The 20434-nt window shown below is 70.5% G+C and carries 22 protein-coding genes and 1 pseudogene; 13 read left to right on the top strand and 10 right to left on the bottom strand.

The window, feature by feature from the left end; all coding sequences use genetic code 11:
* Positions 1-13 precede the first annotated feature (13 nt).
* Both FNH24_RS17620 and FNH24_RS17625 read right to left on the bottom strand, forming a co-directional pair.
* A complete protein-coding gene (locus FNH24_RS17620; RefSeq protein WP_152363526.1) occupies positions 14-946 on the bottom strand; it encodes a CPBP family intramembrane glutamic endopeptidase in 933 nt (310 codons plus the stop codon).
* 167 nt (positions 947-1113) lie between these two features.
* On the bottom strand, positions 1114-1443 hold the full coding sequence (locus FNH24_RS17625) for a hypothetical protein (protein WP_152363527.1): 330 nt from the start codon (positions 1441-1443) through the stop codon (positions 1114-1116).
* A 103-nt stretch (positions 1444-1546) separates the two neighbouring features.
* On the opposite strand from FNH24_RS17625, the gene FNH24_RS17630 reads away from it, so the two are divergent.
* The 5 genes from FNH24_RS17630 (at position 1547) to FNH24_RS17650 (ending at position 7500) form a co-directional block, all read left to right on the top strand.
* A complete protein-coding gene (locus FNH24_RS17630) occupies positions 1547-2302 on the top strand; it encodes an SAM-dependent methyltransferase (protein WP_161606176.1) in 756 nt (251 codons plus the stop codon).
* A 73-nt stretch (positions 2303-2375) separates the two neighbouring features.
* Complete coding sequence (gene gatC, locus FNH24_RS17635) at positions 2376-2672, top strand: Asp-tRNA(Asn)/Glu-tRNA(Gln) amidotransferase subunit GatC (RefSeq protein WP_152363529.1); 297 nt, start codon at positions 2376-2378, stop codon at positions 2670-2672.
* The gene (gene gatA, locus FNH24_RS17640; protein ID WP_152363530.1) at positions 2672-4189 is read left to right on the top strand and encodes an Asp-tRNA(Asn)/Glu-tRNA(Gln) amidotransferase subunit GatA; all 1518 of its coding nucleotides are present in this window, start codon (positions 2672-2674) and stop codon (positions 4187-4189) included. Before gatC ends, gatA begins: the two co-directional genes overlap by 1 nt.
* Entirely contained in the window at positions 4186-5673 is a 1488-nt protein-coding gene (gatB, locus tag FNH24_RS17645) for an Asp-tRNA(Asn)/Glu-tRNA(Gln) amidotransferase subunit GatB (RefSeq protein ID WP_152363531.1), read from the top strand. The genes gatA and gatB overlap by 4 nt, the downstream gene beginning before the upstream one ends.
* Positions 5674-5745: 72 nt before the next feature.
* Positions 5746-7500: a hypothetical protein gene (locus FNH24_RS17650; protein WP_152363532.1), complete on the top strand. Its 1755-nt coding sequence runs from the start codon at positions 5746-5748 to the stop codon at positions 7498-7500.
* A gap of 486 nt (positions 7501-7986) precedes the next feature.
* Here the strand turns inward: FNH24_RS17650 and FNH24_RS17655 are convergent, their stop codons facing one another.
* Both FNH24_RS17655 and FNH24_RS31500 read right to left on the bottom strand, forming a co-directional pair.
* Positions 7987-9132, bottom strand: coding sequence for a Gfo/Idh/MocA family protein (locus FNH24_RS17655; RefSeq protein WP_161606177.1), 1146 nt, complete (start codon positions 9130-9132; stop codon positions 7987-7989).
* Between the two features lie 125 nt (positions 9133-9257).
* Positions 9258-9410 carry a hypothetical protein gene (locus tag FNH24_RS31500; protein WP_161606178.1) on the bottom strand — a complete coding sequence of 51 codons (153 nt, stop codon included), beginning with the start codon at positions 9408-9410 and terminating at the stop codon, positions 9258-9260.
* Between the two features lie 71 nt (positions 9411-9481).
* Here FNH24_RS31500 and FNH24_RS17660 point away from each other — a divergent pair, with 71 nt between their 5' ends.
* Positions 9482-10441, top strand: a complete 960-nt coding sequence (locus tag FNH24_RS17660; protein WP_152363534.1) for a GlxA family transcriptional regulator — start codon at positions 9482-9484, stop codon at positions 10439-10441.
* A 23-nt stretch (positions 10442-10464) separates the two neighbouring features.
* On the opposite strand, the gene FNH24_RS17665 is transcribed toward FNH24_RS17660, so the two are convergent.
* Together FNH24_RS17665 and FNH24_RS17670 are read right to left on the bottom strand one after the other, a co-directional pair.
* Complete coding sequence (locus FNH24_RS17665) at positions 10465-10692, bottom strand: hypothetical protein (protein WP_152363535.1); 228 nt, start codon at positions 10690-10692, stop codon at positions 10465-10467.
* A 16-nt stretch (positions 10693-10708) separates the two neighbouring features.
* Complete coding sequence (locus FNH24_RS17670; protein WP_152363536.1) at positions 10709-11860, bottom strand: PQQ-dependent sugar dehydrogenase; 1152 nt, start codon at positions 11858-11860, stop codon at positions 10709-10711.
* Between the two features lie 55 nt (positions 11861-11915).
* Between FNH24_RS17670 and FNH24_RS17675 the strand changes: the two genes are divergently transcribed.
* A complete protein-coding gene (locus tag FNH24_RS17675) occupies positions 11916-12296 on the top strand; it encodes a helix-turn-helix transcriptional regulator (protein WP_152363537.1) in 381 nt (126 codons plus the stop codon).
* A 38-nt stretch (positions 12297-12334) separates the two neighbouring features.
* Here the strand turns inward: FNH24_RS17675 and FNH24_RS17680 are convergent, their stop codons facing one another.
* The 3 genes from FNH24_RS17680 to FNH24_RS17690 are packed head-to-tail and all read right to left on the bottom strand — an operon-like array spanning position 12335 to position 15350.
* Positions 12335-13702 carry a sulfatase family protein gene (locus tag FNH24_RS17680; protein WP_152363538.1) on the bottom strand — a complete coding sequence of 456 codons (1368 nt, stop codon included), beginning with the start codon at positions 13700-13702 and terminating at the stop codon, positions 12335-12337.
* Positions 13699-14673 (bottom strand): GNAT family N-acetyltransferase, encoded by a 975-nt coding sequence (locus tag FNH24_RS17685; protein WP_161606179.1) that lies wholly within the window; start codon positions 14671-14673, stop codon positions 13699-13701. The genes FNH24_RS17680 and FNH24_RS17685 overlap by 4 nt, the downstream gene beginning before the upstream one ends.
* 20 nt (positions 14674-14693) lie before the next feature.
* Positions 14694-15350 (bottom strand): TIGR03085 family metal-binding protein, encoded by a 657-nt coding sequence (locus FNH24_RS17690; RefSeq protein ID WP_152363540.1) that lies wholly within the window; start codon positions 15348-15350, stop codon positions 14694-14696.
* 81 nt (positions 15351-15431) lie between these two features.
* Between FNH24_RS17690 and hisI the strand changes: the two are divergent.
* From hisI to FNH24_RS17705, 4 genes and pseudogenes are all read left to right on the top strand, one after another.
* Positions 15432-15776: pseudogene (gene hisI, locus FNH24_RS31735) on the top strand (phosphoribosyl-AMP cyclohydrolase); the annotation flags it as partial.
* Positions 15777-15833: 57 nt separating this feature from the next.
* On the top strand, positions 15834-17336 hold the full coding sequence (locus FNH24_RS17695; RefSeq protein WP_170304518.1) for an anthranilate synthase component I: 1503 nt from the start codon (positions 15834-15836) through the stop codon (positions 17334-17336).
* A gap of 16 nt (positions 17337-17352) precedes the next feature.
* Complete coding sequence (locus FNH24_RS17700; RefSeq protein ID WP_152363542.1) at positions 17353-17937, top strand: Trp biosynthesis-associated membrane protein; 585 nt, start codon at positions 17353-17355, stop codon at positions 17935-17937.
* Between the two features lie 231 nt (positions 17938-18168).
* A complete protein-coding gene (locus tag FNH24_RS17705) occupies positions 18169-18813 on the top strand; it encodes a DUF899 family protein (RefSeq protein WP_152363543.1) in 645 nt (214 codons plus the stop codon).
* Positions 18814-18870: 57 nt separating this feature from the next.
* Here the strand turns inward: FNH24_RS17705 and FNH24_RS17710 are convergent, their stop codons facing one another.
* The gene (locus FNH24_RS17710; RefSeq protein WP_152363544.1) at positions 18871-19197 is read right to left on the bottom strand and encodes a hypothetical protein; all 327 of its coding nucleotides are present in this window, start codon (positions 19195-19197) and stop codon (positions 18871-18873) included.
* A gap of 131 nt (positions 19198-19328) precedes the next feature.
* Here FNH24_RS17710 and FNH24_RS17715 point away from each other — a divergent pair, with 131 nt between their 5' ends.
* Positions 19329-19571 (top strand): HGxxPAAW family protein, encoded by a 243-nt coding sequence (locus tag FNH24_RS17715; RefSeq protein ID WP_152363545.1) that lies wholly within the window; start codon positions 19329-19331, stop codon positions 19569-19571.
* 35 nt (positions 19572-19606) lie between these two features.
* Complete coding sequence (trpC, locus tag FNH24_RS17720; protein WP_152363546.1) at positions 19607-20410, top strand: indole-3-glycerol phosphate synthase TrpC; 804 nt, start codon at positions 19607-19609, stop codon at positions 20408-20410.
* Positions 20411-20434 lie beyond the last annotated feature (24 nt).

Below are 20434 nucleotides of genomic sequence, written 5' to 3' on the forward strand. Positions count from 1 at the left end.
GCGGGCAGCGGGCTCAGGGAACGAAGGAGCCGGGGATCGCGGGCTCGGTGACCGGGGTCCGGCCGGAGGTGATCTTGAACAGCAGCGCGGCGATGCCGGCGAACAGGAGGATCCCGACCACGCTGATCGGTCCGACCAACGCGAAGTTCACCTCCTGGCCCGCGGCGCCGAGCAGCAGCACCAGCCCGGTCGAGCCGTTGAACCCGCCGTGCGCGGCGATGGCCGGCCAGATGCTGCCGGTGAACTCCCGGGTCCAGGCGAGCACGGCGCCGAAGGCGATGCAGAACGGCACGAACATCAGTGCCGACCACGGTCCGAGCAGCGCGTAGTTGTAGCCGAGCAGGGTCAGCGGTGCGTGCCAGACACCCCAGATCAGCCCGGAGACCAAGATCGCCGGCCAGACGCCGAAGCGACGCAGAGTCGGATAGAGCCAACCCCGCCAGCCCCATTCCTCGCCGAACGACGGGATCGCGTTCAGGATCGGGGTCAGCGCCACCGCGCCGATCGACACCAACATCATCATCTGCGGGTTGGGCGTTTGGCCGGTCAACTGTTGATGTTGCTGGGCCAGCAGCGACAGGTTGACCAGATCGAGCCGGTACAGGCCCAGGGCGGCGCAGATCAGCGTGGTGATCACCACGAAGACCGGGATGCCGACCCAGAGCCCGATGATCACCAGAATCGTCCGGCGGCGCTGCGGGCCGAGCCCCAAGCCGGTCTGGGCCGCCAGTTCGCGCGGGCTGCGGTCCCCCCGGGGCCGAGTGAGGAACCAGATCACCAGCACCGCCAGCGACGGCGTGAACATCATCACCGACGCGATCAACCCGAGTTGCGGCGAGGCGATGCCCTGACCACTCGACCAGAGCGGGACGCAGACGAGCCACGCGGCCGCGAAGGTGATCACCGCGAATATCAGCACCAACCGCCGCACTACTGCGTTCTCCACGGACCACGCCTTTCCATCACGGCCGGCCCGGACGATCCCCGTCTCTTCGGTGCCGGCAATGCCTGGACCGGTGCCGATCACCCGAGCGATCGGAACGGTCGATGTGCTTCGGCGCAGAGACTACCTCTGGCGGTGAAACGAGATGCCGGCGGAGTGATCAGGACCGATCACTTCAGGTTCTTCAACTCCTGGCCGTGCGCGGCGCAACCGTCGATGATCAACGTCTTGGCCTCGGCCGGGACGTCGTTCGGGTTCTCGATCACCGCGATCGTCGCCTCGACCCAGGTCTGACCCTGCGGGTCGAGCTGTCCGGAGTCGCGGAGCGCCTTGAGCCCGGCCAGCGTCGCCTTGTTGGCCACCGAGCCGGTCGCCACGGCGGAATCGACCGCTGGGCAGCCGATCGCGTACGCGTCGTCGGCCGAGATCCCGGCCTCGGCACAGCCGCCGAGGGCCAACACGGCGATCCCGGCGACGACGGTCGAAATGATCCGCTTCATGGCCCCCACGCTAGCGGCGCCGTGCAACCGCCGCCTCGACGGCGGGCTGCGGCGCGCGTCAAAACCGGTTGGCGGCCTGGGCGGGATGGACCACGCTGACCCGATGACCACGGTGCCGCTGAACGGGCTGTCCCTCGAACTCAACTCACCGATCGACCCGGGACGGCTGGATCGGATCGTCGCCGATCTGGCCCGGTCCGAGCCGCAGCGGGTGCTGGACGTCGGTTGCGGGTGGGCGGAGGTGCTGTTGCGGATGCTGGCCGCCGTCCCCGGCGCGACCGGGGTGGGCGTCGATCTGGAGCAGGTGGACCTCGACCGTGGCCGGAAGAACGCCGAGCTTCGCGGCTTGACCGACCGGGTCGAGTTGCGCGCGGCGGACGCGAAGACGCTGACCGGGACGTACGATCTCGTGCTCTGCGTCGGCGCCCAGCACGCACTGGCCGATGACCCGGGCCGGGCGTTGTCCGCGCTCCGCGGACTCACCGCCGCCGGCGGGCGGCTCCTCTTCGGCATCGACTACTGGCTGACGGTGCCACCGGCCGAACGGCTGGAGGTCATGTGGGGTGGGGCGACGGTCGAGGACAGCGTGCTGCTGCCCGACGTGGTCGCCGCCGCGGCGGCCGCGGGCTGGCGGCTGCTCGACCTGCACGAGGTGTCGCAGTCGGAGTGGGACGCGTACGAATGCGGGCTGGTCCGCAACCAGGAGGAATGGCTGCTCGACCACGCCGATCATCCTGAGGCGGCGGCCCTGCGGCGACGGCTCGACGACGGCCGGCAGCAGTGGCTGCGCGGGCATCACGGCTACCTCGGATTTGCCTGGCTCACGCTGGGCGCACTGCCGGGCCCGACTGCCGCGTGAGCCCGATTCCCCGTTCCGGCTCGCCGTCCCTAGGATTGCTCGGTACTCATTGCAGCACCCTTCGAGGAGAGACGTGGCTCTGACCGCCGACGACGTTGCCGCCCTGGCCCGGTTGGCCAGGATCGACCTGACCCAGGACGAGTTGCAGCATCTCGCGCCGCAGCTGGACGTGATCTTGGAATCGGTGGCCAAGGTCTCCGAGGTGGCCGCGGACGACGTGCCGCCGACCTCGCACGCGCTGCCGCTGAGCAACGTCTTCCGGGCCGACGAGGTGCAGCGGTCGCTGCCCCGGGACGAGGTGTTGGCCGGTGCGCCGGCCGCCGAGCAGGACCGGTTCCGGGTGCCCCGGATCCTCGACGAGGAGGCGTGATGAGCGCGCGCAACGAGTTGATCACTGCCACCGCGGCGGACCTGGCCGGCCGGATCGCCGGCGGCAAGGTCAGCGCGGTCGAGGTCACCCAGGCCCACCTGGACCGGATCGGCGCCGTCGACGACCGGGTCGCCGCCTTCCTGCATCTCGACGGTGAGCGGGCGCTGGCCCAGGCGGCCGCGGTCGACGCGAAGGTCGCGGCCGGTGAGTCGGTCGGCCAGCTGGCCGGGGTGCCGCTGGCGTTGAAGGACGTGCTGACCTACAAGGGCGCGCCGACGACCTGCGGCTCGAAGATGCTCGAGGGCTGGCATCCGCCGTACAACGCGACGATCACTCAGCGGCTGCTGGACGCCGGCGTGGTGATCTTGGGCAAGACCAACATGGACGAGTTCGCGATGGGCAGCTCGACCGAGAACTCGGCCTACGGTCCGACCCGCAACCCGTGGGACCTGGACCGGATCCCCGGCGGCTCCGGCGGCGGTTCGGCCGCGGCGCTGGCGGCGTTCGAGGCGCCGCTGGCGATCGGCACCGACACCGGTGGCTCGATCCGGCAGCCGGCCTCGGTCACCGGCACGGTCGGGATCAAGCCGACCTACGGCGCCAGCTCGCGCTACGGCCTGGTCGCGCTCGCGTCCAGTCTTGATCAACCCGGCCCCTGCGCCCGCAACGTACTCGACGCGGCCCTGCTGCACCAGGTGATCGCCGGCCACGATCCGCGCGACTCCACTTCGATCGACGCGCCGGTGCCGCCGGTGGTCGAGGCGGCCCGGTCCGGCGACGTCAGCGGGTTGAAGATCGGCGTGATCACCGACCTGCGCGGCGAGGGCTATGCCCCTGGTGTGATGCAGCGGTTCGACGAGGCGGTGGCCAAGCTGTCCGAGCTGGGCGCCGAGATCGTCGAGGTCGCCTGCCCGCATTTCCAGTACGGGCTGGCCGCCTACTATCTGATCCTGCCCAGCGAGTGCAGCTCCAACCTGGCCAAGTTCGACGCGATGCGCTACGGCCTCCGGGTCGGCGACGACGGCGCGAACTCGGCCGAACAGGTGATGGCCGCGACCCGCGAGGCCGGCTTCGGCGACGAGGTCAAGCGGCGCATCATCATCGGCACCTACGCCCTGTCGGCCGGCTACTACGACGCCTACTACGGCCAGGCGCAGAAGGTGCGGACCATGATCATCCGCGACTTCGAGTCGGCGTTCGAGCGGGTGGACGTGTTGATCTCCCCGTCGACCCCGGGCACGGCGTTCAAGATCGGCGAGAAGGTCGACGACCCGCTGGCCATGTATGCCAACGACCTGTGCACCATCCCGTCCAGCCTGGCCGGCAACGCCAGCGCGTCGTTCCCGATCGGGCTGGCGCCCGAGGACGGGCTGCCGGTGGGGCTGCAGGTGATGGCGCCGCCGCTGGCCGATGATCGTTTGTACCGCGTCGGGGCCGCCCTCGAGCGCGAGTTGATCAAGGACTGGGGCGGCAATCTGCTGGATCGGATCCCGGAGCTGGAGGTGGCGGCGCGATGACCGTCCTGCCCTACGAAGATGCGCTGGCCACCTTCGATCCGGTGCTCGGGCTCGAGGTGCACGTCGAGCTCAACACGGCGTCGAAGATGTTCTGCGGCTGCTCGACCGAGTTCGGCGCGCCGCCCAACACCCAGACCTGCCCGACCTGCCTCGGCCTGCCCGGCTCGCTGCCGGTGGTCAACGCCCGGGCGGTCGAGTCGGCGATCCGGATCGGGCTGGCGCTGAACTGCTCGATCGCGTCCTGGTGCCGCTTCGCCCGGAAGAACTACTTCTATCCGGACATGCCGAAGAACTACCAGATCTCGCAGTACGACGAGCCGATCGCGTTCAACGGCTGGACCGAGGTGGAGGTCGACGGCGAGACGTACCGGATCGACATCGAGCGGGCGCACATGGAGGAGGACACCGGCAAGTCGCTGCACGTCGGCGGTGCCACCGGGCGGATCCACGGCGCCGAATACTCGCTGCTCGACTACAACCGGTGCGGGGTGCCGTTGATCGAGATCGTCACCAAGCCGATCGAGGGGGCGGGGGAGAAGGCGCCAGAGGTCGCCCGGGCGTACGTGACGATGCTCCGCGACCTGCTCCGCGCGCTCGACGTGTCCGACGTCCGGATGGAGCAGGGCTCGCTGCGCTGCGACGCCAACGTGTCGCTGATGCCCAAGCAGGCAACGGAATTCGGCACCCGGACCGAGACCAAGAACGTCAACTCGCTGCGCAGCGTCGAGCGGTCGATCCGGTACGAGATCACCCGCCAGGCAGCCGTGCTGACCGAGGGCGGGACGATCACCCTGGAGACCCGGCACTGGCATGAGGACACCGGCGTGACCACGCCCGGCCGGAGCAAGGAGAGCGCGGAGGACTACCGCTATTTCCCCGAGCCCGACCTGGTCCCGGTCGCCCCGGACGAGGCCTGGGTCGAGGAGCTCCGGGCCACCCTGCCTGAGCCGCCGGCCGCCCGGCTGAAGCGGGTCAGCGCCGAGTGGGGCTTCACCGAGCTCGAGCTGCGCGACGTCGTCGCGGCCGGTGCGGTGGACCTGATCGACCGCACCGTCGCCGCCGGCAGCAGCGCGCAGGCGGCGCGGAAGTGGTGGCTGAGCGAGGTGGCCCGGCGGGCCAACGAGACCGGAGTTGATCTTGCCGACGCTGGCATCACGCCGGAACAGGTGGCCGAGATCCAGGCCCTGGTCGACGACAAGACGATCAACGACAAGCTGGCCCGGCAGGTCTTCGACGGCGTCTTCGCCGGCGAGGGCACTCCGGCCGAGGTGGTCACGGCCCGCGGCCTGGCCGTGGTGTCGGACGACGGCGCGCTGGGCGCGGCCGTCGACGCCGCGATCAACGCCAACCCCGATGTCGCGGACAAGATCAAGTCCGGCAAGGTGCAGGCCGCCGGCGCCCTGATCGGGGCCGTGATGAAGGAGATGCGCGGCCAGGCCGACGCCGGCCGCGTCCGCGAGTTGATCTTGGAGAAACTCAGCTGACTTGTCAGAACTGAGTTGTGCCAGAGGGCAACTCAGTTCTGACAACTCGGCGAAAGGTCGAGGGGGACCACCATGACGGTGGGGTTGTTGGTGCGGTCGGGGTCGTCGACCGGGATGTTCGGTGGCTATCTCGGCGAGGTGTGCCGGAGCCAGGGGCTGGCCGGGTTCGAGTTGGTCGAGCTCGACGCGGTCGGGCCGGACGGACTGAGCGCGGCGCTGGAGCGGTTCGACCGGATCCTGCTCGCCCGGAGCCCGCTCTGGCAGGCGGAGATCGACGCGATCCTGGATCGCACCCGGTCCGGCGCCGGGTTGGTCGTGGTCCGGCCGTCGCGGCGGCTGGCGCTGGCGCTCGGGCTGCGACCGCTGGATCGGCAGTTGGCACCCGGCTATCTGACCGGGCTGCCGGAGGGGCCTATTCAGGTCCTGGTCCCGACCGAGCGGCTCGAGCCGGGGATCACCGGGCCTGCCCTTCGACAGGCTCAGGGAACGAAACCCCTACCTCCCCATCACCATGCTGTTACTCACACCGTGAGTGTCGGGCTGGACGGGGCCGACGGGACGCCGGGGGTGCTGCGGAGTTCGTACGGCGAGGGCACGGTCGCGGTGATCGCGTACGACCTCGCGGAGGCCGTCGCCCGGCTGCGGCAGGGTGATCCGGATCGGATCGGCACCCGGGCCAACGGCGTGGCGCCGTACCGGCAGATGGATCTCGCTGTGGATGCCGTCGACCGCGCCTGCTGGCACCTTCCGCAGGCCGATCTGCACGCCGAGCTCCTGGTCCGGCTGCTCACCGCGGCGGCGCCGAGCCCACTGCCGCGCTGGTGGTTCTATCCCGACCCGGACACCAGTTCCGTAGTGATCCAGGACTCCGACGACGACTGGTCGAGCCGGGACCAGTTCCAGGTGCTGCTGGACGCGGCGGCCGAGCACGAGGTCCGGCTGACCTGCTATCTGATGCTGGGTGAGCGGGAGACCGTGCTCACGGCCGACGACGTGCACCGGCTGCGGCAGAGCGGGCATTCCTTCGGCATCCACCACGACGGGATGGCGGGCTGGGACGAGGCCGAGGACTCCGAGCTGACTCTGGAAGGGATCGTCCGCGCCGACATCGGAACGTTCCGGAGCCGGTTCGGCTCCTCACCGGTGGCCAACCGGAATCACTGCCTGATCTGGAAGGGCTGGGCCGATCTGGCCCGGGTGTACGCCGAACTCGGGGTGCGGATGGACCTGAACGCCCAGGGCACCGGCGAGGTCTGGACCGGCTATCTGTTCGGCTCGGCCCGGCCGGCGCGGTTCGTCGATCTCGACGGCACGGTGATCGACGTCTTTCAGCAGCCGACCCAGGTGTTCGACGACACGAGCATGATCGAACGACTCGGCGGTGATCATGAACGCGAGGCCGCCACCGTCGCCGATCACCTGCGGCACTGCCGCGACGTCAGCTTCCAGCCCCTGTCGATGCAGTCCCATCCGGTGTCCTTCGCGACCTACAGCGGCCCGTTCTTCACCGCGGTCTGGCGGCACGCCCGTGATCTTGGACTGCCGATCTGGAGCGCCGAGGAGTGGGCCCTCGACACCGACGCCCGGGACCGGTCGACCATGATCAACACCGGTCCGGACAGCTGGACCGTGCGGGCGTACGGGACGGCGGTGCCCGGGTCGAAGTCGGGCCGCACCCTGATGCTGCCGGTGCCGGCCGACCGTTCCGTGCTGGTCGACGGAACTGCGGTGCCGTTGATCAGGCGAACCGTTGGTGGGATCGACTACGCCCTGGTCTGGCTGGACGCCGACCAGGACGGCCGGGAGTTCATGATCACGCTGGCCTGACCTGAGCACCCGGTTCAGGAAATGGGACGTGAGCGTTCGTTCCCTGAGCCTGTCGGCTGTTCGTTCCCTGAGCCTGTCGAAGGGCAAGCCAGATCGTGCCCCCTCGGGTTTCGGCCTGACGGCCAGAAAGGACGCGCCAAAGGGCGGGCGGCTCATGGCGTCGCCTGGGAAATCCGGCCGGGTATCGGTTGGTCCGATGTTGGATCGTCGACTGTGACTTTTCCCGGCTCGATCGGCGCCGGAAGGCCGGGAAACGTCACAGTCGATGCTCGGACAGCGCCGGCCGACGCCGAACCCCCGGCCCCGGCCGCAAAGTCCACGACCGCCAGGACCTGCCCGTCCTTTGATGCGTCCTTTCCGGCCGCCAGGCCAGAACCCGAGGGGCGGCGTCTGGCTTGCCCTTCGACAGGCTCAGGGAACGAACAAGCCGACAGGCTCAGGGAACGAACAAGCCGGCAGGCTCGGGGAATGAACGGGCCGACGGTCTCAAGGAACGGTGGGGAAGCCGGCGGGGCGGAAGTCGGGGACCAACTGGGGCTGGCCGCCGAGCTTGATCGACTCGGCGGCGAGGATCGCCGGGGCGGCGGTCTCCATCGCCTGATAGACGCTCAGCTCCGGGTCGGACACGCCGCGGACCGCGTCCCGGAAGGACGCGTGCACGTAGTAGTCGGCGTCGCCGTGGCCGCTGCCGACCGCCTCGTTCGGGGCGTCGGCCCGCTCGTAGCCCCAGTCCATGTCCCGCAGCCCGGCGTCGGGATCGCTGCTCAGCCACAGTTTCGGCTGATCTTGGGCGGCCCGCCGCCACTCGAGCCGGCCGCCGGTGCCGGACAGGTGATACCAGTGCCATTCGCCGTGCGGGTGCGGCTGGGCGAAGCTGGCGGCCATCCGCAGGATGGTGTCCTTCTCGGTCTTCATCAGCGCGACCTGCATGTCCGGCTGGTCCAGCGTCGGGTGGGCATAGCTGGTCGGCCGGGTGCTCATCGCGACCACCTCGGTCACCCGGTCGTCCAGCACCTTGAGCATCGGGCTCAGCTCGTGCGGCAGATAGTGGATCGGCGGCATCCGTTGTTGCCAGGTCGGCACCGCCTGCGGCGGCGCGTTGTCGGGCCCGTAGAACTCACCGGTCGCCGGATCGACCAGCTTGTCGCCGGGCAGGTGGTGGAAATACTGGCCCTCGCAGAGCGTCGGGTGGCCGAGCTCGCCGGCGGCGACCAGCTTCCGCCATTCCTCGACGAAGCCCCAGTAGCGGGTCTGCTCGGCCAGCGCATAGACCCGGTCGCTCGCGGCGGCGGCGCGGACGATCCGCCAGCAGTCCTCGATCGTGTGCGCCGCCGGCACCTCGGCGTGCACGTGCTTGCCGGCCTCCAGCGCGGCCGCGGCCATCGCTCCCTGCTCGGGCGACCGGACGACGAGGGCGACCGCCTCGACGCCGGGGTCGGCCAGCACCTCGGCGTAGTCGGTCGCCGTCCGCACCGGGTACGGGATCGCCGCCACGGCCCGGTCGACCAAGGGCCCGATCCGGTCGCAGACCGACACCACCCGATAGCCCGGAATCCGCAGCAGGGAAGGGATCCAGGTGCCGAGCGCGCGCGGTCCGAGGCCCACCACCGCGATCGGGATCTCCGCGTTCATCGACGAACCTCCACGAGAAATCTTCTGAATACCGAAGACGGAATTCGTATCTCGAGTATATGGATCGGATCCGGCGGAGGGGAGCCGGGCATCCATCCTGCGGGACGTGCGGATGATCAGCGGAGCTACTTCCGTCGCTCCCGCTCACCCAGCAGTTGCCTCACCCAGGCGCGCACCTGGGAGCCGAGCGGGCGTTCGATCAGCCAGCCCAGACCGAGCAGCGCGGCCAGGCCGAACGCCCCCGCAACCAGGGCGATCAGGAACGAGCCGGCATCCATGACCCCCATGGTTCCGAGCGGGACGCGGCCAACCCAGTGGCAAGAATGACATGATCCGATAGATTCTGGTCATGCATGTCGTGGCGGTCGTGACCCTGGACGGAGCCGGCGGGATCGACATCGCCATGCCCTGCATGATCTTCGGTCAGACCTACCCGGCGCCCCGAACCCCGACCGGTCAGGCCCTCTACGACGTGCGGGTCAGCGGCCCGGAAGTGACCACGACCTTCTCCGGCGGCCGGAAGACCTTCAAGGTCACGCCGCCGTACCCGTTGGCCGAAGCCGCCAAGGCCGACACGATCCTGGTGCCCGGGCTGAACCCGCACGACGTGCCGCCGCCGCCGGAGATCGTCGAGATGCTCCGCGACGCGCACCGCCGCGGCGTCCGGATCGGCTCCATCTGCAACGGCGTGTTCGTGCTCGCCGCCGCCGGACTGCTCGCCGGCCGGCGAGCCGCCGTCCACTGGGGGCATGCCGCGGAGCTGTCGGCGCGCTACCCGGACATCCAGGTCGAGGACTCGGTGCTCTACCTCGACGACGGCGACATCGTCACCTCGGCCGGCGGGGCGGCCGCCCTTGATCTCTGCCTGCACCTCGTCCGGCGCGACTTCGGCTCCGCGGTGGCGGCCCAGACCGCGCGGGCCACCGTGATGCCGCTGCAACGCGACGGCGGCCAGGCTCAGTTCATCCACCATGCCGAGCCCGAATCCGCGGGCAGTCTCGAGCCGGTGATGCGGTGGATGGAGGGCCGGCTGGAGCAGGAGCTCACCCTGGCCGAGATCGCCGAGCGGGCGGCGACGAGCGTACGGACGCTCAATCGCACCTTCCGGGCCCAGACCGGGACGACGCCGCTGCAATGGCTCATCCAGCGGCGGCTGCACCGGGCCCGGGAGCTGCTGGAGACGACCGGCCTCTCGGTGGAGGAGATCGCGTCCCGGGCCGGCTTCGGCACCGCGATCGGACTCCGCCAGCACTTCCGCCGCGTCGTCGGCACCTCCCCGGTCGCCTACCGGCGGTCGTTCGCGCCGTGATGTCGCGAATCAGATGTGCGACGTCAGTGCTGGCCGGGCGGGCCGTTCGGGTCGCGGCCGGAGCGGACGCCGAGGTAGAGCAACACCGCGCCGCCGGCGGCCACGATCAGGCCGATGATCAACCACATCGACTGCCCGGTCATCGAGCTGCCCTTGATCAGGTTGGCTCCCTGCCCGACCCAGATCAGGCCGAGCACGAGGGCGACGACTCCGATCACGGTGAACAGCCGGGCCCGGACGCGTGAGTTCATCGGATTCGCCTCGTGGTCACCGGGTGATCCTAAGCAGCCGGTCGTCGCCGTCGCGCGGCTGGGTCCGCCCGTCGGTGTTGTTGGTCAGCACCAGCAGTGACTCGCCGTCGGCGGCGACCTCGACCGAGCGGAGCCGGCCGTAGGTCTCGGTGAAGTGGGCGATCGGCTCACCGACCTCGTCGCCGTCGAGCGGCACCTCCCACAGCCGTTCGCCGCGCAGGGCGGCCAGATAGAGCGATCCCTTCCAGTACGTCAGCCCGGAGGGCGACGCGTCGGACGGCGACCAGACGGCCAGCGGATCGATCAGGTCCGAGCCGCCGCCGCGGCCCTCGACCTGCGGCCAGCCGTAGTTGCCCCCGGCCTTGATCAGATTCAGCTCGTCCCAAGTCGAATCGCCGAACTCGCTCGCCCAGAGCCGTCCCTCCGGGTCGAAGACGAGACCCTGCACGTTGCGGTGGCCGTAGCTGAAAACCTCGTTGTCGAAGGGATTTCCGGGGGCGGGATCGCCGTCGGTGGTGATCCGGAGAATCTTGCCGGCCAGTGAGTCGCGATCTTGGGCGAGCTCCCGGTCACCGGTCTCACCGGTGCTCACGTACAAGAGATTGTCGGGGCCGACGATCATCCGACCGCCGTTGTGCCGGGCGCCGTACGGGATCCCGTCCAAGATCACTTCCGGCTGCCCGAGCCGGTTGCCGTCCCAGCTGAACCGGGCGATCCGGTTGTCCCGGCCGGAGGTGAAGTAGGCGAAGACCGACCGCGCATCCGCGGTTGCGGCGAGGCCGAGCAGCCCGCCCTCGGCGTTGGGCTCCGCGTCCTGCACGGTGGCGACCACCGCCACCTGTCGGCCGACGATCCGCTTGATCCTCCGCGTGTCCCGCTCGGAGACCAGGAAACCGCCGTCGCGCAGCGGCACCAGACCCCAGGGCGAGGTCAGGCCGGTGACGAGCTCGGTGGCCTTCGGCTCACCCAGCTTCGTCGGGGTCGCGCTCGGTTCCGAGGGCGTCTCGCTCGGCGTCGCGCTGGACGGCGTGGGCGAGCCGACCGCCCGGGAGGCGCTCGGCACCGGGGTCGGCGAAGTCGACGGGGGCGGCGTCGTCGGGTTGGAGCAGGCGGCCGTGACACCGACCGCGGCCGTCAGAGCCAGAAAGCTGCGCCGGGGCAGAGACATGGGGCCCAGTGTTCTCCGGACAGCAAAACCGCCACCGGGCCATAAGTTGGGGGTCATGACCGGACGAGCCCAGCCGCTGATCCCGCGCGTGGAACGCCAGCATCGACTGATCGAGGAGTTGCGGATCAGCGCGCCGAAGGCGGTGACCGCCGATGCCCTGGGTGACCGGGTCCAGGTGGCGGCCCGGACGGTCGAGCGGGACCTCGCCGAGTTGATCGACGCGGGAGTGCCGATCACCACCCGGCGCGGACCGGGCGGCGGGTACGCGATCGACGCCCGGCGGGAGCTGCCGCCGCTCAGCCTGACCCCGGGCGAGGCGTCGGCCCTGGTCGCCGCGCTGACCGTCCTCGGCCCGCGGGCATCGGCCACGGCGCAGAGCGCGATGGGCAAGCTGCTCGAAGCCCTCTGCGGTACGACGACCGGAGGCCCGCGATGACGGTCGGCCCGCGATGACGGTCGGCCAGGCGCCCTGCCTTACCGCGATCGGCGGCGTTGTTGATCTTCCTTGGCTCGGCGGTCCAGCTCCGCTGGGTCGGCGATGGTGCGCAGGTGCTGTCGCAGCCGAGCCAGGATCTCGGCCTGGGCGGGGTCGGCGGCCAGGTCGGTGAGCTCGTCGGGGTCGGCGTCGAGATCGAAGAGCTGGGGCTGATCGCTGACGTACTCGCAGAGCTTGTAGCGACCCTGTTTGATCATGAAGCCGGCGTTCAGCATGCCCTGGGCGTGGTATTCGGCGAAGACCGGCCGATCCGACCCGTCCCGCGCGATGGCGCGCAGGCTCCGGCCGGGCAGGTCGGGGTCGGCCGGCAGCCCGGCCAGCTCGCGGAGGGTGGGCAGGACGTCGAGGTGGCTGACGTCGTCGGTGATCACGGCCGGCGCCCCGGCCTCGCGCAGCGACTCGGGCAGCCGGAGTAGCAGGGGCACCCGGACCGAGTCCTGATAGAAGCACTGCTTCTGCCAGATGCCGTGCCGGCCTGCCATCTCGCCGTGATCACTGGTGTAGAGCACGGCCGTGTTGTCTCGCAGCGGCCCGGAGTCGATCATGTCCAGCACCCGGCCGACCTGGCGGTCCAGGTGGCTGATCAAGGCCCAGTAGGCCACGGTGGCCCGCCGGAGTTGATCTTCGGTGAGGGGCTCGTCGTTGCGGAAGAACCGGCGCAGCTGGGCGATCACCGGATGCTGGTCGGCCGGGTCGGCCCGCCAGTCCGGCGGCAGTTCGACGTCGGCCGGGTCGTAGCGGGCCAGGTCCTCCGGCGGCGCCACCAGCGGGAAGTGCGGATGCATGTAGCCGACATAGAGCAGGAAGGGCCGCTCGGCCGGCCGCGCCGCCTCCCGGGTCAGGAATTCGGCCGCCAGTTCCGTGGTCAGCTCGTCGTAGCGGGTCTGCACGTCATGCCCGGCGCCGACCTCGCTGACGTGGGAATTGCTCTCCCGTCGGGCCTCCGGCGTCCGCCGCGGCGCCGCTCCCGGGGTGAGCCAGTGACCAAGATCATCGGACAGCCGCCGGTCGAAGCCGAGCAGCCGGTCCGGCCCGTTGAAGTGGGTCCGGCCGGCGATCACGCACCGATAACCGGCCGGCCGCAGGTGATGCCCCCAGGAGCGGAAGTCCGGCCCCGGGATCGCCCCGTTGTCCCAGGCCTCGACCTGGTGCGGGTAGCGGCCGGAGAGCAACGACAGCCGCGACGGCACGCAGATCGGGTTGCCGCAGTAGGCGTTGTCGAACCGCTGGCTCTCGCCGGCCAGCCGATCCAGCCGCGGCGTCCGGACCCGCGGATGGCCGGCGAAGCCGCTGGCCGCCGCGGCGTGCTCGTCGGACAGGACGACGACCAGGTTGGGAGCCGTCACGCGTCGCCGGGACCGGCCGCGATGCGGTCGTACGTCACGGTGGTCCGTTCCGGCTGGAAGCCGAGCGAACGGTAGAGCGCGTCGGCGCCGGTTGGGCTGGCCGCGTCGACGCCGAGGGACATGGTCTGGTAGCCGAGCTCGGTGGCCGACGTTCCGACCCGTCCGATCAGGGCCGACGCGATGCCGCGCTTGCGGTGGCTGGCCGCGGTGCCGACGATGTCGATCCAGGCGTCCTTGACCCCGGTCGCGTCGGTGTCGGCCTCGTAGTACATGGTGATCGCCATCCCGACCGGCGTGCCGTCCTCGGTCAGTGCCAGCCAGGTCAGCTCGGGCCGGAAGTTGCGGCTCCGGGTCTTGTAATGCCGCCATTCCTCGATGGTCCAGGTCCCGGCGCCCCAGTGATCGGCGAATGCGTCGTTGCGCAGGATCCGCAGCGGCTCCTCGAACTCCGGCGCGTACGGCAGCAGGGTCAGCCCGGCCGGATCCGGGCCGGGCGCCGGCCGGTCCGCGGCCAGCTCGAGGGTGAGCTCGGAGAACCAGCGGACCGCGCTGAAGCCGTGTTTGGTCAGCAGCCGCGCACCGCGCTGGTCGGCCTCGGGCAGGCCGGCCCGCAGGTTCAGCGGCTGGTCGGAGCCCTCGGCCGCCTGCCGCTGCTCGGCGGTCCGGATCGCCCAGCGGAGCAGCTCGGTGCCGACCCCGTGGCCGCGGTGCTCGGGATGCACGGCGGAGTCGAGGGCGACCCGGAACACCGGTTCGGTCGTCTCCCGGACCGCGAGGCTGCCGTATCCGGCCAGTCGGCCGTCCCGCAGCACCGCCAGCGTGTCCCGGGCCAGGTCGAGCCCGGGGGACTCCAGGTCTTCGACCAGGTCCTCCGCGGAGTAGTGCTCACCGGTCCGGTCGGCCGCCGCGCAGGCGTCCAGCAACTCCACCCAGCCCGGGATGTCCTCCGGACCCAACGCTCGCAACTCCACGATGCCCCCACCTCGGCCAGTCATAGGTTCAGGTCGGTGGAATTGAGGAGGTCGATGGCCTCCGGTTCGCCGACCAGCTTGACCTCGGCGGCGGTGGTCCGGCCGTTGGCGAACAGCATCAGCTCACTGGGTACGCCGACGACGGTGACGATCGAGGAGCCGGTGCTGGCCCGGATGCTCTCCGCCTCGCCGGAGTCGGTGACCGAGCCGGACCGCTCCAGCGTGACCCCGAGCTGGGCCCGGCGGAAGAAGGCCCGGCCGAGCAGCTTGAGCCGCCGCCACATCCATTCCTCGACCTCGTCGTCGAGCTCCCGGTGCGGCTGCGGCACCGGCCCGCCGCGCCGGACATCCTCGTGGTGGATGAAGAACTCGGTGGTGTTGGCAGCGTCGTCCACCCCGGGGATGGCGAAGACCGAGAACCGGGCCGGTCCGTGCCGCAGCCGGTCGACCAGCTCGCCGTACTCCCAGCGTTGCTTGGTCTCGGCCATCCGGCGCTCGGTCAGCCCGGCCAGCGGTTTGGCCAGCATGCCCGGCGCCCCGAGCGGATCGGTCTCCCGGATCCACAGGTGGGTCGCGAGATCGTGGGTCGTCCACCCCTCGCACAAGGTCGGGGCCTCCGCCCCGAGCTCGTCGAAGAGGTCACACAACGCGGCGCGTTCCGTCTTCGCGAAGGTCATGACCAGAAATGCTAGGACACCCGACTGTTCGTTGCCCTATCCGGTGGTGGGCGATGTGGTGAGAGCCGCAACAATGGACCCGTGTCCGACACCCCCGCGACCCCCAGCCAGACCCTGCCCGAGGAGATCCGGGCCGCGCTCAAGCGCGACCGTGACGGCCTGATCGCCGCCGTCGTCCAGGAGGAGAGCACCGGCGACGTGCTGATGCTCGGCTGGATGGATGACGAGGCGCTGCACCGCTCGCTGACCACCGGGCGGTCGACGTTCTACTCCCGCAGCCGGCAGGAATACTGGGTCAAGGGCGAGACCAGCGGCCACCGGCAGTGGGTCCGCGAGGTCCGGCTGGACTGCGACGGCGACGCGTTGTTGATCAAGGTCCACCAGGAGGGCCCGGCCTGCCACACCGGCACCCACAGCTGCTTCGACGACCGGGAGTTGCCGGCCGTCGTGGTCGCCCCGTCCGACGCCGAGCCGGCGTCGGCCATGATCACGCCCAGCCTGGAGGACTTCCGCAAGCAGGCCGTGGAACGCCGGGTGATCCCCGTCTACCGCCGGCTGCTGGCCGACACCGAATCGGCGGTCAGCCTGTACGCGAAGCTGAGCCGCGGCCTGCCCGGCAGCTATCTGCTGGAGTCGGCCGAGCAGGGGGTGTGGTCGCGCTACTCGTTCATCGGGGTGAAGGCCGCGGCCACCCTGACCGAGCGCGACGGCGAGGCGCACTGGACCGGGCATGCGCCGGTCGGGCTGCCGTCCGGCGGCGACCCGATCCAGGCCGTGCAGGAGACGCTGCGGCTGCTGCACACCCCGCGCGACGAGGGGCTGCCGCCGTTCACCTCCGGGCTGGTCGGTTATCTGTCCTACGACGCGGTGCGCCGGGTCGAGGTGCTGCCGGACACCAACCCGGGCGACATCGGCATCCCGGAGCTGGCGTTCCTGCTGGCCAGCGATCTGGCCGTGCTGGACCAGCACACCGGCGAGGTGTGGCTGATCGCCAACGCGATCAACTACGACGCCACCGACGAGCGGGTCGACGAGGCGTACGCCGACGCGGTCCGCCGGGTCGAGGCGATGACCGAGGCGCTGCGCCGGCCCACCCCGTCGGCCGTGGTCGCGGCGAATCGTGATCACACCGTGCCGGTCCGGCGGCAGCGGACGGCGGACGAATACCAGGACGCGGTCCGGGCGGCGATCGAGGAGATCAAGGCCGGCGAGGCCTTCCAGATCGTGGTCAGTCAACGGTTCGAGGTGGAGACGTCGGCCGACGCGCTGGACATCTACCGGGTGCTCCGGCTGACCAACCCGAGCCCGTACATGTATCTGCTCCGGCTGGACGGCTTCGACATCGTCGGCTGTTCGCCGGAGGCGCTGGTGACCGTGAAGGAGGGCACGGCGATCACGCACCCGATCGCCGGGTCGAAGCCGCGCGGGGCCACGCCGGCCGAGGACGCCGCGTACGAGGCCGAGCTCGAGTCCGATCCCAAGGAGCGGGCCGAGCACGTGATGCTGGTCGACCTGGGCCGCAATGATCTTGGTCGGGTCTGCAAGCCGGGCACGGTCGAGGTGATCGAATTCGCCGAGGTGCGGCGCTACAGCCACATCATGCACCTGGAGTCGACCGTCACCGGGGTGATCGCCGACGGCCGCAGCGCGCTGGACGTCGTCCTGGCCGCGTTCCCGGCCGGCACCCTGTCCGGTGCGCCGAAGGTCCGGGCGATGGAGATCATCGACAAGCTGGAGACCAGCCGCCGTGCCCTCTACGGCGGCGTGGTCGGCTACTTCGACTTCGCCGGTGACGCCGACGCCGCGATCGCCATCCGGACCGCCCTGGTCAAGGACGGCGTCGCGTACGTGCAGGCCGGCGGCGGCATCGTCGCCGACTCGGTGCCGGCCACCGAAGATCAGGAGAGCCAGAACAAGGCTGCCGCCGTGATCCGGGCGATCTCGATCGCCGAGTCGTTCGCCGAACCGACGGCCGCGGCACGGTGACGATCAGCCTCCGATCATGATCACTCCGGCCCGATCCCGCATCGCCGGCCTGGCCGGCGTGGCACTGGCCGGCCTGCTCGCGTTGATCGTCTCGGCCCAGCCGTGGTGGCGGGCCCAGGGGAGCGACGCCGGGGTCGTGTTCACCGGCACCGACGCGACCGCGGGGCTGAGCCAGGCCCTCGGCGCCGTCGCGCTGGCCGGGTTCCTGCTCGGTCTCGCGCTGCGCGGCTGCGGCCGACAGGTGCTCGCCGGTCTGCTTGGCGTGGTCGGAGTGGCGATCGTCGTGGTCGGCGGGTTCCGGTTCCAGCCCGACTCCGACGCCGTCCGGGCCCGGCTGCAGCAGGTCAGCCTCAGTGATCAGTTCGCGCTGACCGGCACGCCCTGGCCGATCGGCTACGTGGTCGCCGGCGTGCTGCTGCTCGCCGCCGCGGCCATGATCATGATCACCGCCCCCTCCTGGCCCACCCGGACCGACCGCTTCCGCCGCGACCGGGCCGCCACGCCGGTCGAGGAGGCGGAGCCGATCGACCTGTGGAAGGCGATGGACTCCGGCCAGGACCCCACCGCCGCCGAGCCACCCGGGCGGACCAAGGATTCGTAAGGGTGCGTTCCCTGAGCCTGTCGAAGCATGTCCTGAGCCTGTCGAAGGGGGCAGGCCAGTCCGCGCCGTTCGCCGGACGGATTCGGCCTGGCGGCCGGAAAGATGCATCAAGGCCGGGAGAACGGCGCGGTCTGCCAACTGGTCTGCGGGATGTCTGGGAATCTGCCCGGCGCGGGGTCCGATGGTTCTAACCTGCGGATGTTGTTTCGGGTTCCGACAGAGAGGCCGTCCATGTCCCACGAAATTCGTGCATCCGCGCTGCCGCCCGTGGTCACGAAAGAGGAGTGGCAGCAGGCCCGGGCCGAGCTGCTGGCGGAGGAGAAGGCGCTGACCCGGCAGTTGGACCAGTTGGCGGCGAAGCGGCGGCGGCTGCCGATGGTCCCGTTCGACGGCACCGGTCACCGGCTGGAGACACCGGATGGGCCGAAGACCCTGCTCGACCTGTTCGGCGATCAGCTCCAACTCGCCGTGTACCAGTTCATGGACAACGGGCCGGACGACTACTGCCCGGGCTGCACCGCGTTCACCGACAACGTCACGAACCTCGACACGCTCCGGTCGAGGGGTGCCGCCTGGGTCACCGTCTCGGACATGCCGCTGGAGCAGATCGCCGGCTACTGGCAGCAGCGCGGCTGGACGGTGCCGTACGCGTCCTCCCGCGGCACCAGCTTCGCCGCCGACTGCGGCGTGATCGGCTTCCAACTGACGATCTTCCTCCGCGACGGCGACCAGGTGTTCAAGACCTGGACCACGGGCTCGCGCGGAGTCGACCGGCTGATGTTCTCGACCAACCTGCTCGACCTGCTGCCGTACGGCCGACAGGAGGACTGGGAGGACTCCCCGGAGGGCTGGCCGCAACACCCGACCTACGGCTGATCCCACGCCGACTTGTCAGAACTGAGTTGTGCCCTGGGGCTACTCAGTTCTGACAAGTCAGCGGGGGCGGCGGCGGAGGGCGAGGCGGAGGAGGGCGTGCAGGGCGAGGTTGAGGACCGCCGGGCCGAGGCGGAGGAGGAGGCCGAGCCCGCCGGTGGGTTCGGTGGCGCCGGCCAGGAACGGGATGGTCCAGGGCAGGCCGAGCACGAGCAGCACGAGGCCGACCAGACCGGCGCCGATGTTGGCGTCCGGGCCGGTGTGCAGGGCGGTCGCGATCACGTACAGGATCAGGAAGGCGAGGACCACGATCCCGTGCACGAGCAGCACCCGGCTGCCGATCCGACCCCGCTGGGGCGGGCCTGGGGTGCTGCTCGGTTCGGACATCACGACTCCCGCGGTTTCGACGACGGCACACTGTAGCGAGCCGCGCCCGTCGGCCCTGCTCACGACCCCGATGTGCATCAAGGGGTGTCGAGAGGCCACAATGGGACCACACATGGCGAGGCGAGGGGACCATGACTGACACATCCAGCGCATCGGACACGGCGTCCGCGCAACCTCGGGTGAAGCACGTCCACCACGGCCGGACCCCGGCCGCCTGGACCGGCGTGACCATCGCGATGATCGGTTTCATCGTCGGCGGCATCGCCATGGTGACCGGCCCCAACTGGACCCTCTTCTGGATCTCGGTCGCGATCTTGGTCGTGTCCCTGATCGTGACCGGAATCATGCGCAAGCTCGGCCACGGCGCCGTCTGACCTCGGCCGAGCAGAATCGATCGGGTGGGCATGTCATGGGAGCACTAGACGACATCATCGCGGGCGTCCGGGACGACCTCGAGGTACGCCAGCAAGAGGTTCCGCTGGAACGGCTCAAGGAGCGGGTGCAGCAGGTCGCGCCGGCGCTCGACCCGGTGCCGGTCCTGGCCGGCTCCGCCGTCGCCGTGATCGCCGAGGTGAAGCGGTCCAGCCCCAGCAAGGGAGCGCTGGCCGAGATCGCCGATCCGGCCGCCCTGGCCGGCGAGTACGAGGCCGGCGGGGCAGCGGCCATCTCGGTGCTGACGGAGCGTCGTCGTTTCGGCGGATCGCTGGACGACCTGATCAAGGTCCGCTGTGCGGTCGACATCCCGGTGCTGCGCAAGGACTTCATCGTCACCGCGTACCAGCTGTTCGAGGCCCGCGCGGCCGGCGCCGACCTGGCGCTGCTGATCGTCGCCGCGCTGGATGACAACGAGCTGGTCAGCCTGATCGAGCGGGCCGAGTCGATCGGCCTGACCCCGCTGGTCGAGGTGCACACGGCGGACGAGATCAAGCGTGCGGTCGATGCCGGCGCCAAGATCATCGGCGTCAACGCCCGCAACCTGCAGACCCTCGAGGTCGACCAGAGCACCTTCGCCCGGCTGGCGCCGTCGATCCCGAGCGGGATCGTCCGGATCGCCGAGTCCGGCGTCCGCGGCCCACACGACGTGATCGAGCTGGCCCGCGCCGGTGCCGACGTCGTCCTGGTCGGCGAGGCCCTGGTCACCGGTCGCGACCCGCGGGCCGGGGTGGCCGACCTGGTCGCCGCCGGCGCCCACCCGGCGCTCTACAAGTCCTGACCCGAGCGCAGATCGGGGTCCCGG

The sequence above is a fragment of the Microlunatus speluncae genome (assembly GCF_009299835.1).
Classification (GTDB): domain Bacteria; phylum Actinomycetota; class Actinomycetes; order Propionibacteriales; family Propionibacteriaceae; genus Microlunatus; species Microlunatus speluncae.

What these genes read in the sequence shown, in the direction of transcription:
- FNH24_RS17625 (WP_152363527.1), bottom strand. Translation starts at nt 1,443, where the DNA reads ATGAAGCGGATCATTTCGACCGTCGTCGCCGGGATCGCCGTGTTGGCC.
- FNH24_RS17630 (WP_161606176.1), top strand. Translation starts at nt 1,547, where the DNA reads ATGACCACGGTGCCGCTGAACGGGCTGTCCCTCGAACTCAACTCACCG.
- gatA (WP_152363530.1), top strand. Translation starts at nt 2,672, where the DNA reads ATGAGCGCGCGCAACGAGTTGATCACTGCCACCGCGGCGGACCTGGCC.
- gatB (WP_152363531.1), top strand. Translation starts at nt 4,186, where the DNA reads ATGACCGTCCTGCCCTACGAAGATGCGCTGGCCACCTTCGATCCGGTG.
- FNH24_RS17650 (WP_152363532.1), top strand. Translation starts at nt 5,746, where the DNA reads ATGACGGTGGGGTTGTTGGTGCGGTCGGGGTCGTCGACCGGGATGTTC.
- FNH24_RS17655 (WP_161606177.1), bottom strand. Translation starts at nt 9,132, where the DNA reads ATGAACGCGGAGATCCCGATCGCGGTGGTGGGCCTCGGACCGCGCGCG.
- FNH24_RS31500 (WP_161606178.1), bottom strand. Translation starts at nt 9,410, where the DNA reads ATGGATGCCGGCTCGTTCCTGATCGCCCTGGTTGCGGGGGCGTTCGGC.
- FNH24_RS17660 (WP_152363534.1), top strand. Translation starts at nt 9,482, where the DNA reads ATGCATGTCGTGGCGGTCGTGACCCTGGACGGAGCCGGCGGGATCGAC.
- FNH24_RS17665 (WP_152363535.1), bottom strand. Translation starts at nt 10,692, where the DNA reads ATGAACTCACGCGTCCGGGCCCGGCTGTTCACCGTGATCGGAGTCGTC.
- FNH24_RS17670 (WP_152363536.1), bottom strand. Translation starts at nt 11,860, where the DNA reads ATGTCTCTGCCCCGGCGCAGCTTTCTGGCTCTGACGGCCGCGGTCGGT.
- FNH24_RS17675 (WP_152363537.1), top strand. Translation starts at nt 11,916, where the DNA reads ATGACCGGACGAGCCCAGCCGCTGATCCCGCGCGTGGAACGCCAGCAT.
- FNH24_RS17690 (WP_152363540.1), bottom strand. Translation starts at nt 15,350, where the DNA reads ATGACCTTCGCGAAGACGGAACGCGCCGCGTTGTGTGACCTCTTCGAC.
- FNH24_RS17695 (WP_170304518.1), top strand. Translation starts at nt 15,834, where the DNA reads ATGATCACGCCCAGCCTGGAGGACTTCCGCAAGCAGGCCGTGGAACGC.
- FNH24_RS17700 (WP_152363542.1), top strand. Translation starts at nt 17,353, where the DNA reads ATGATCACTCCGGCCCGATCCCGCATCGCCGGCCTGGCCGGCGTGGCA.
- FNH24_RS17705 (WP_152363543.1), top strand. Translation starts at nt 18,169, where the DNA reads ATGTCCCACGAAATTCGTGCATCCGCGCTGCCGCCCGTGGTCACGAAA.
- FNH24_RS17710 (WP_152363544.1), bottom strand. Translation starts at nt 19,197, where the DNA reads ATGTCCGAACCGAGCAGCACCCCAGGCCCGCCCCAGCGGGGTCGGATC.
- FNH24_RS17715 (WP_152363545.1), top strand. Translation starts at nt 19,329, where the DNA reads ATGACTGACACATCCAGCGCATCGGACACGGCGTCCGCGCAACCTCGG.
- trpC (WP_152363546.1), top strand. Translation starts at nt 19,607, where the DNA reads ATGGGAGCACTAGACGACATCATCGCGGGCGTCCGGGACGACCTCGAG.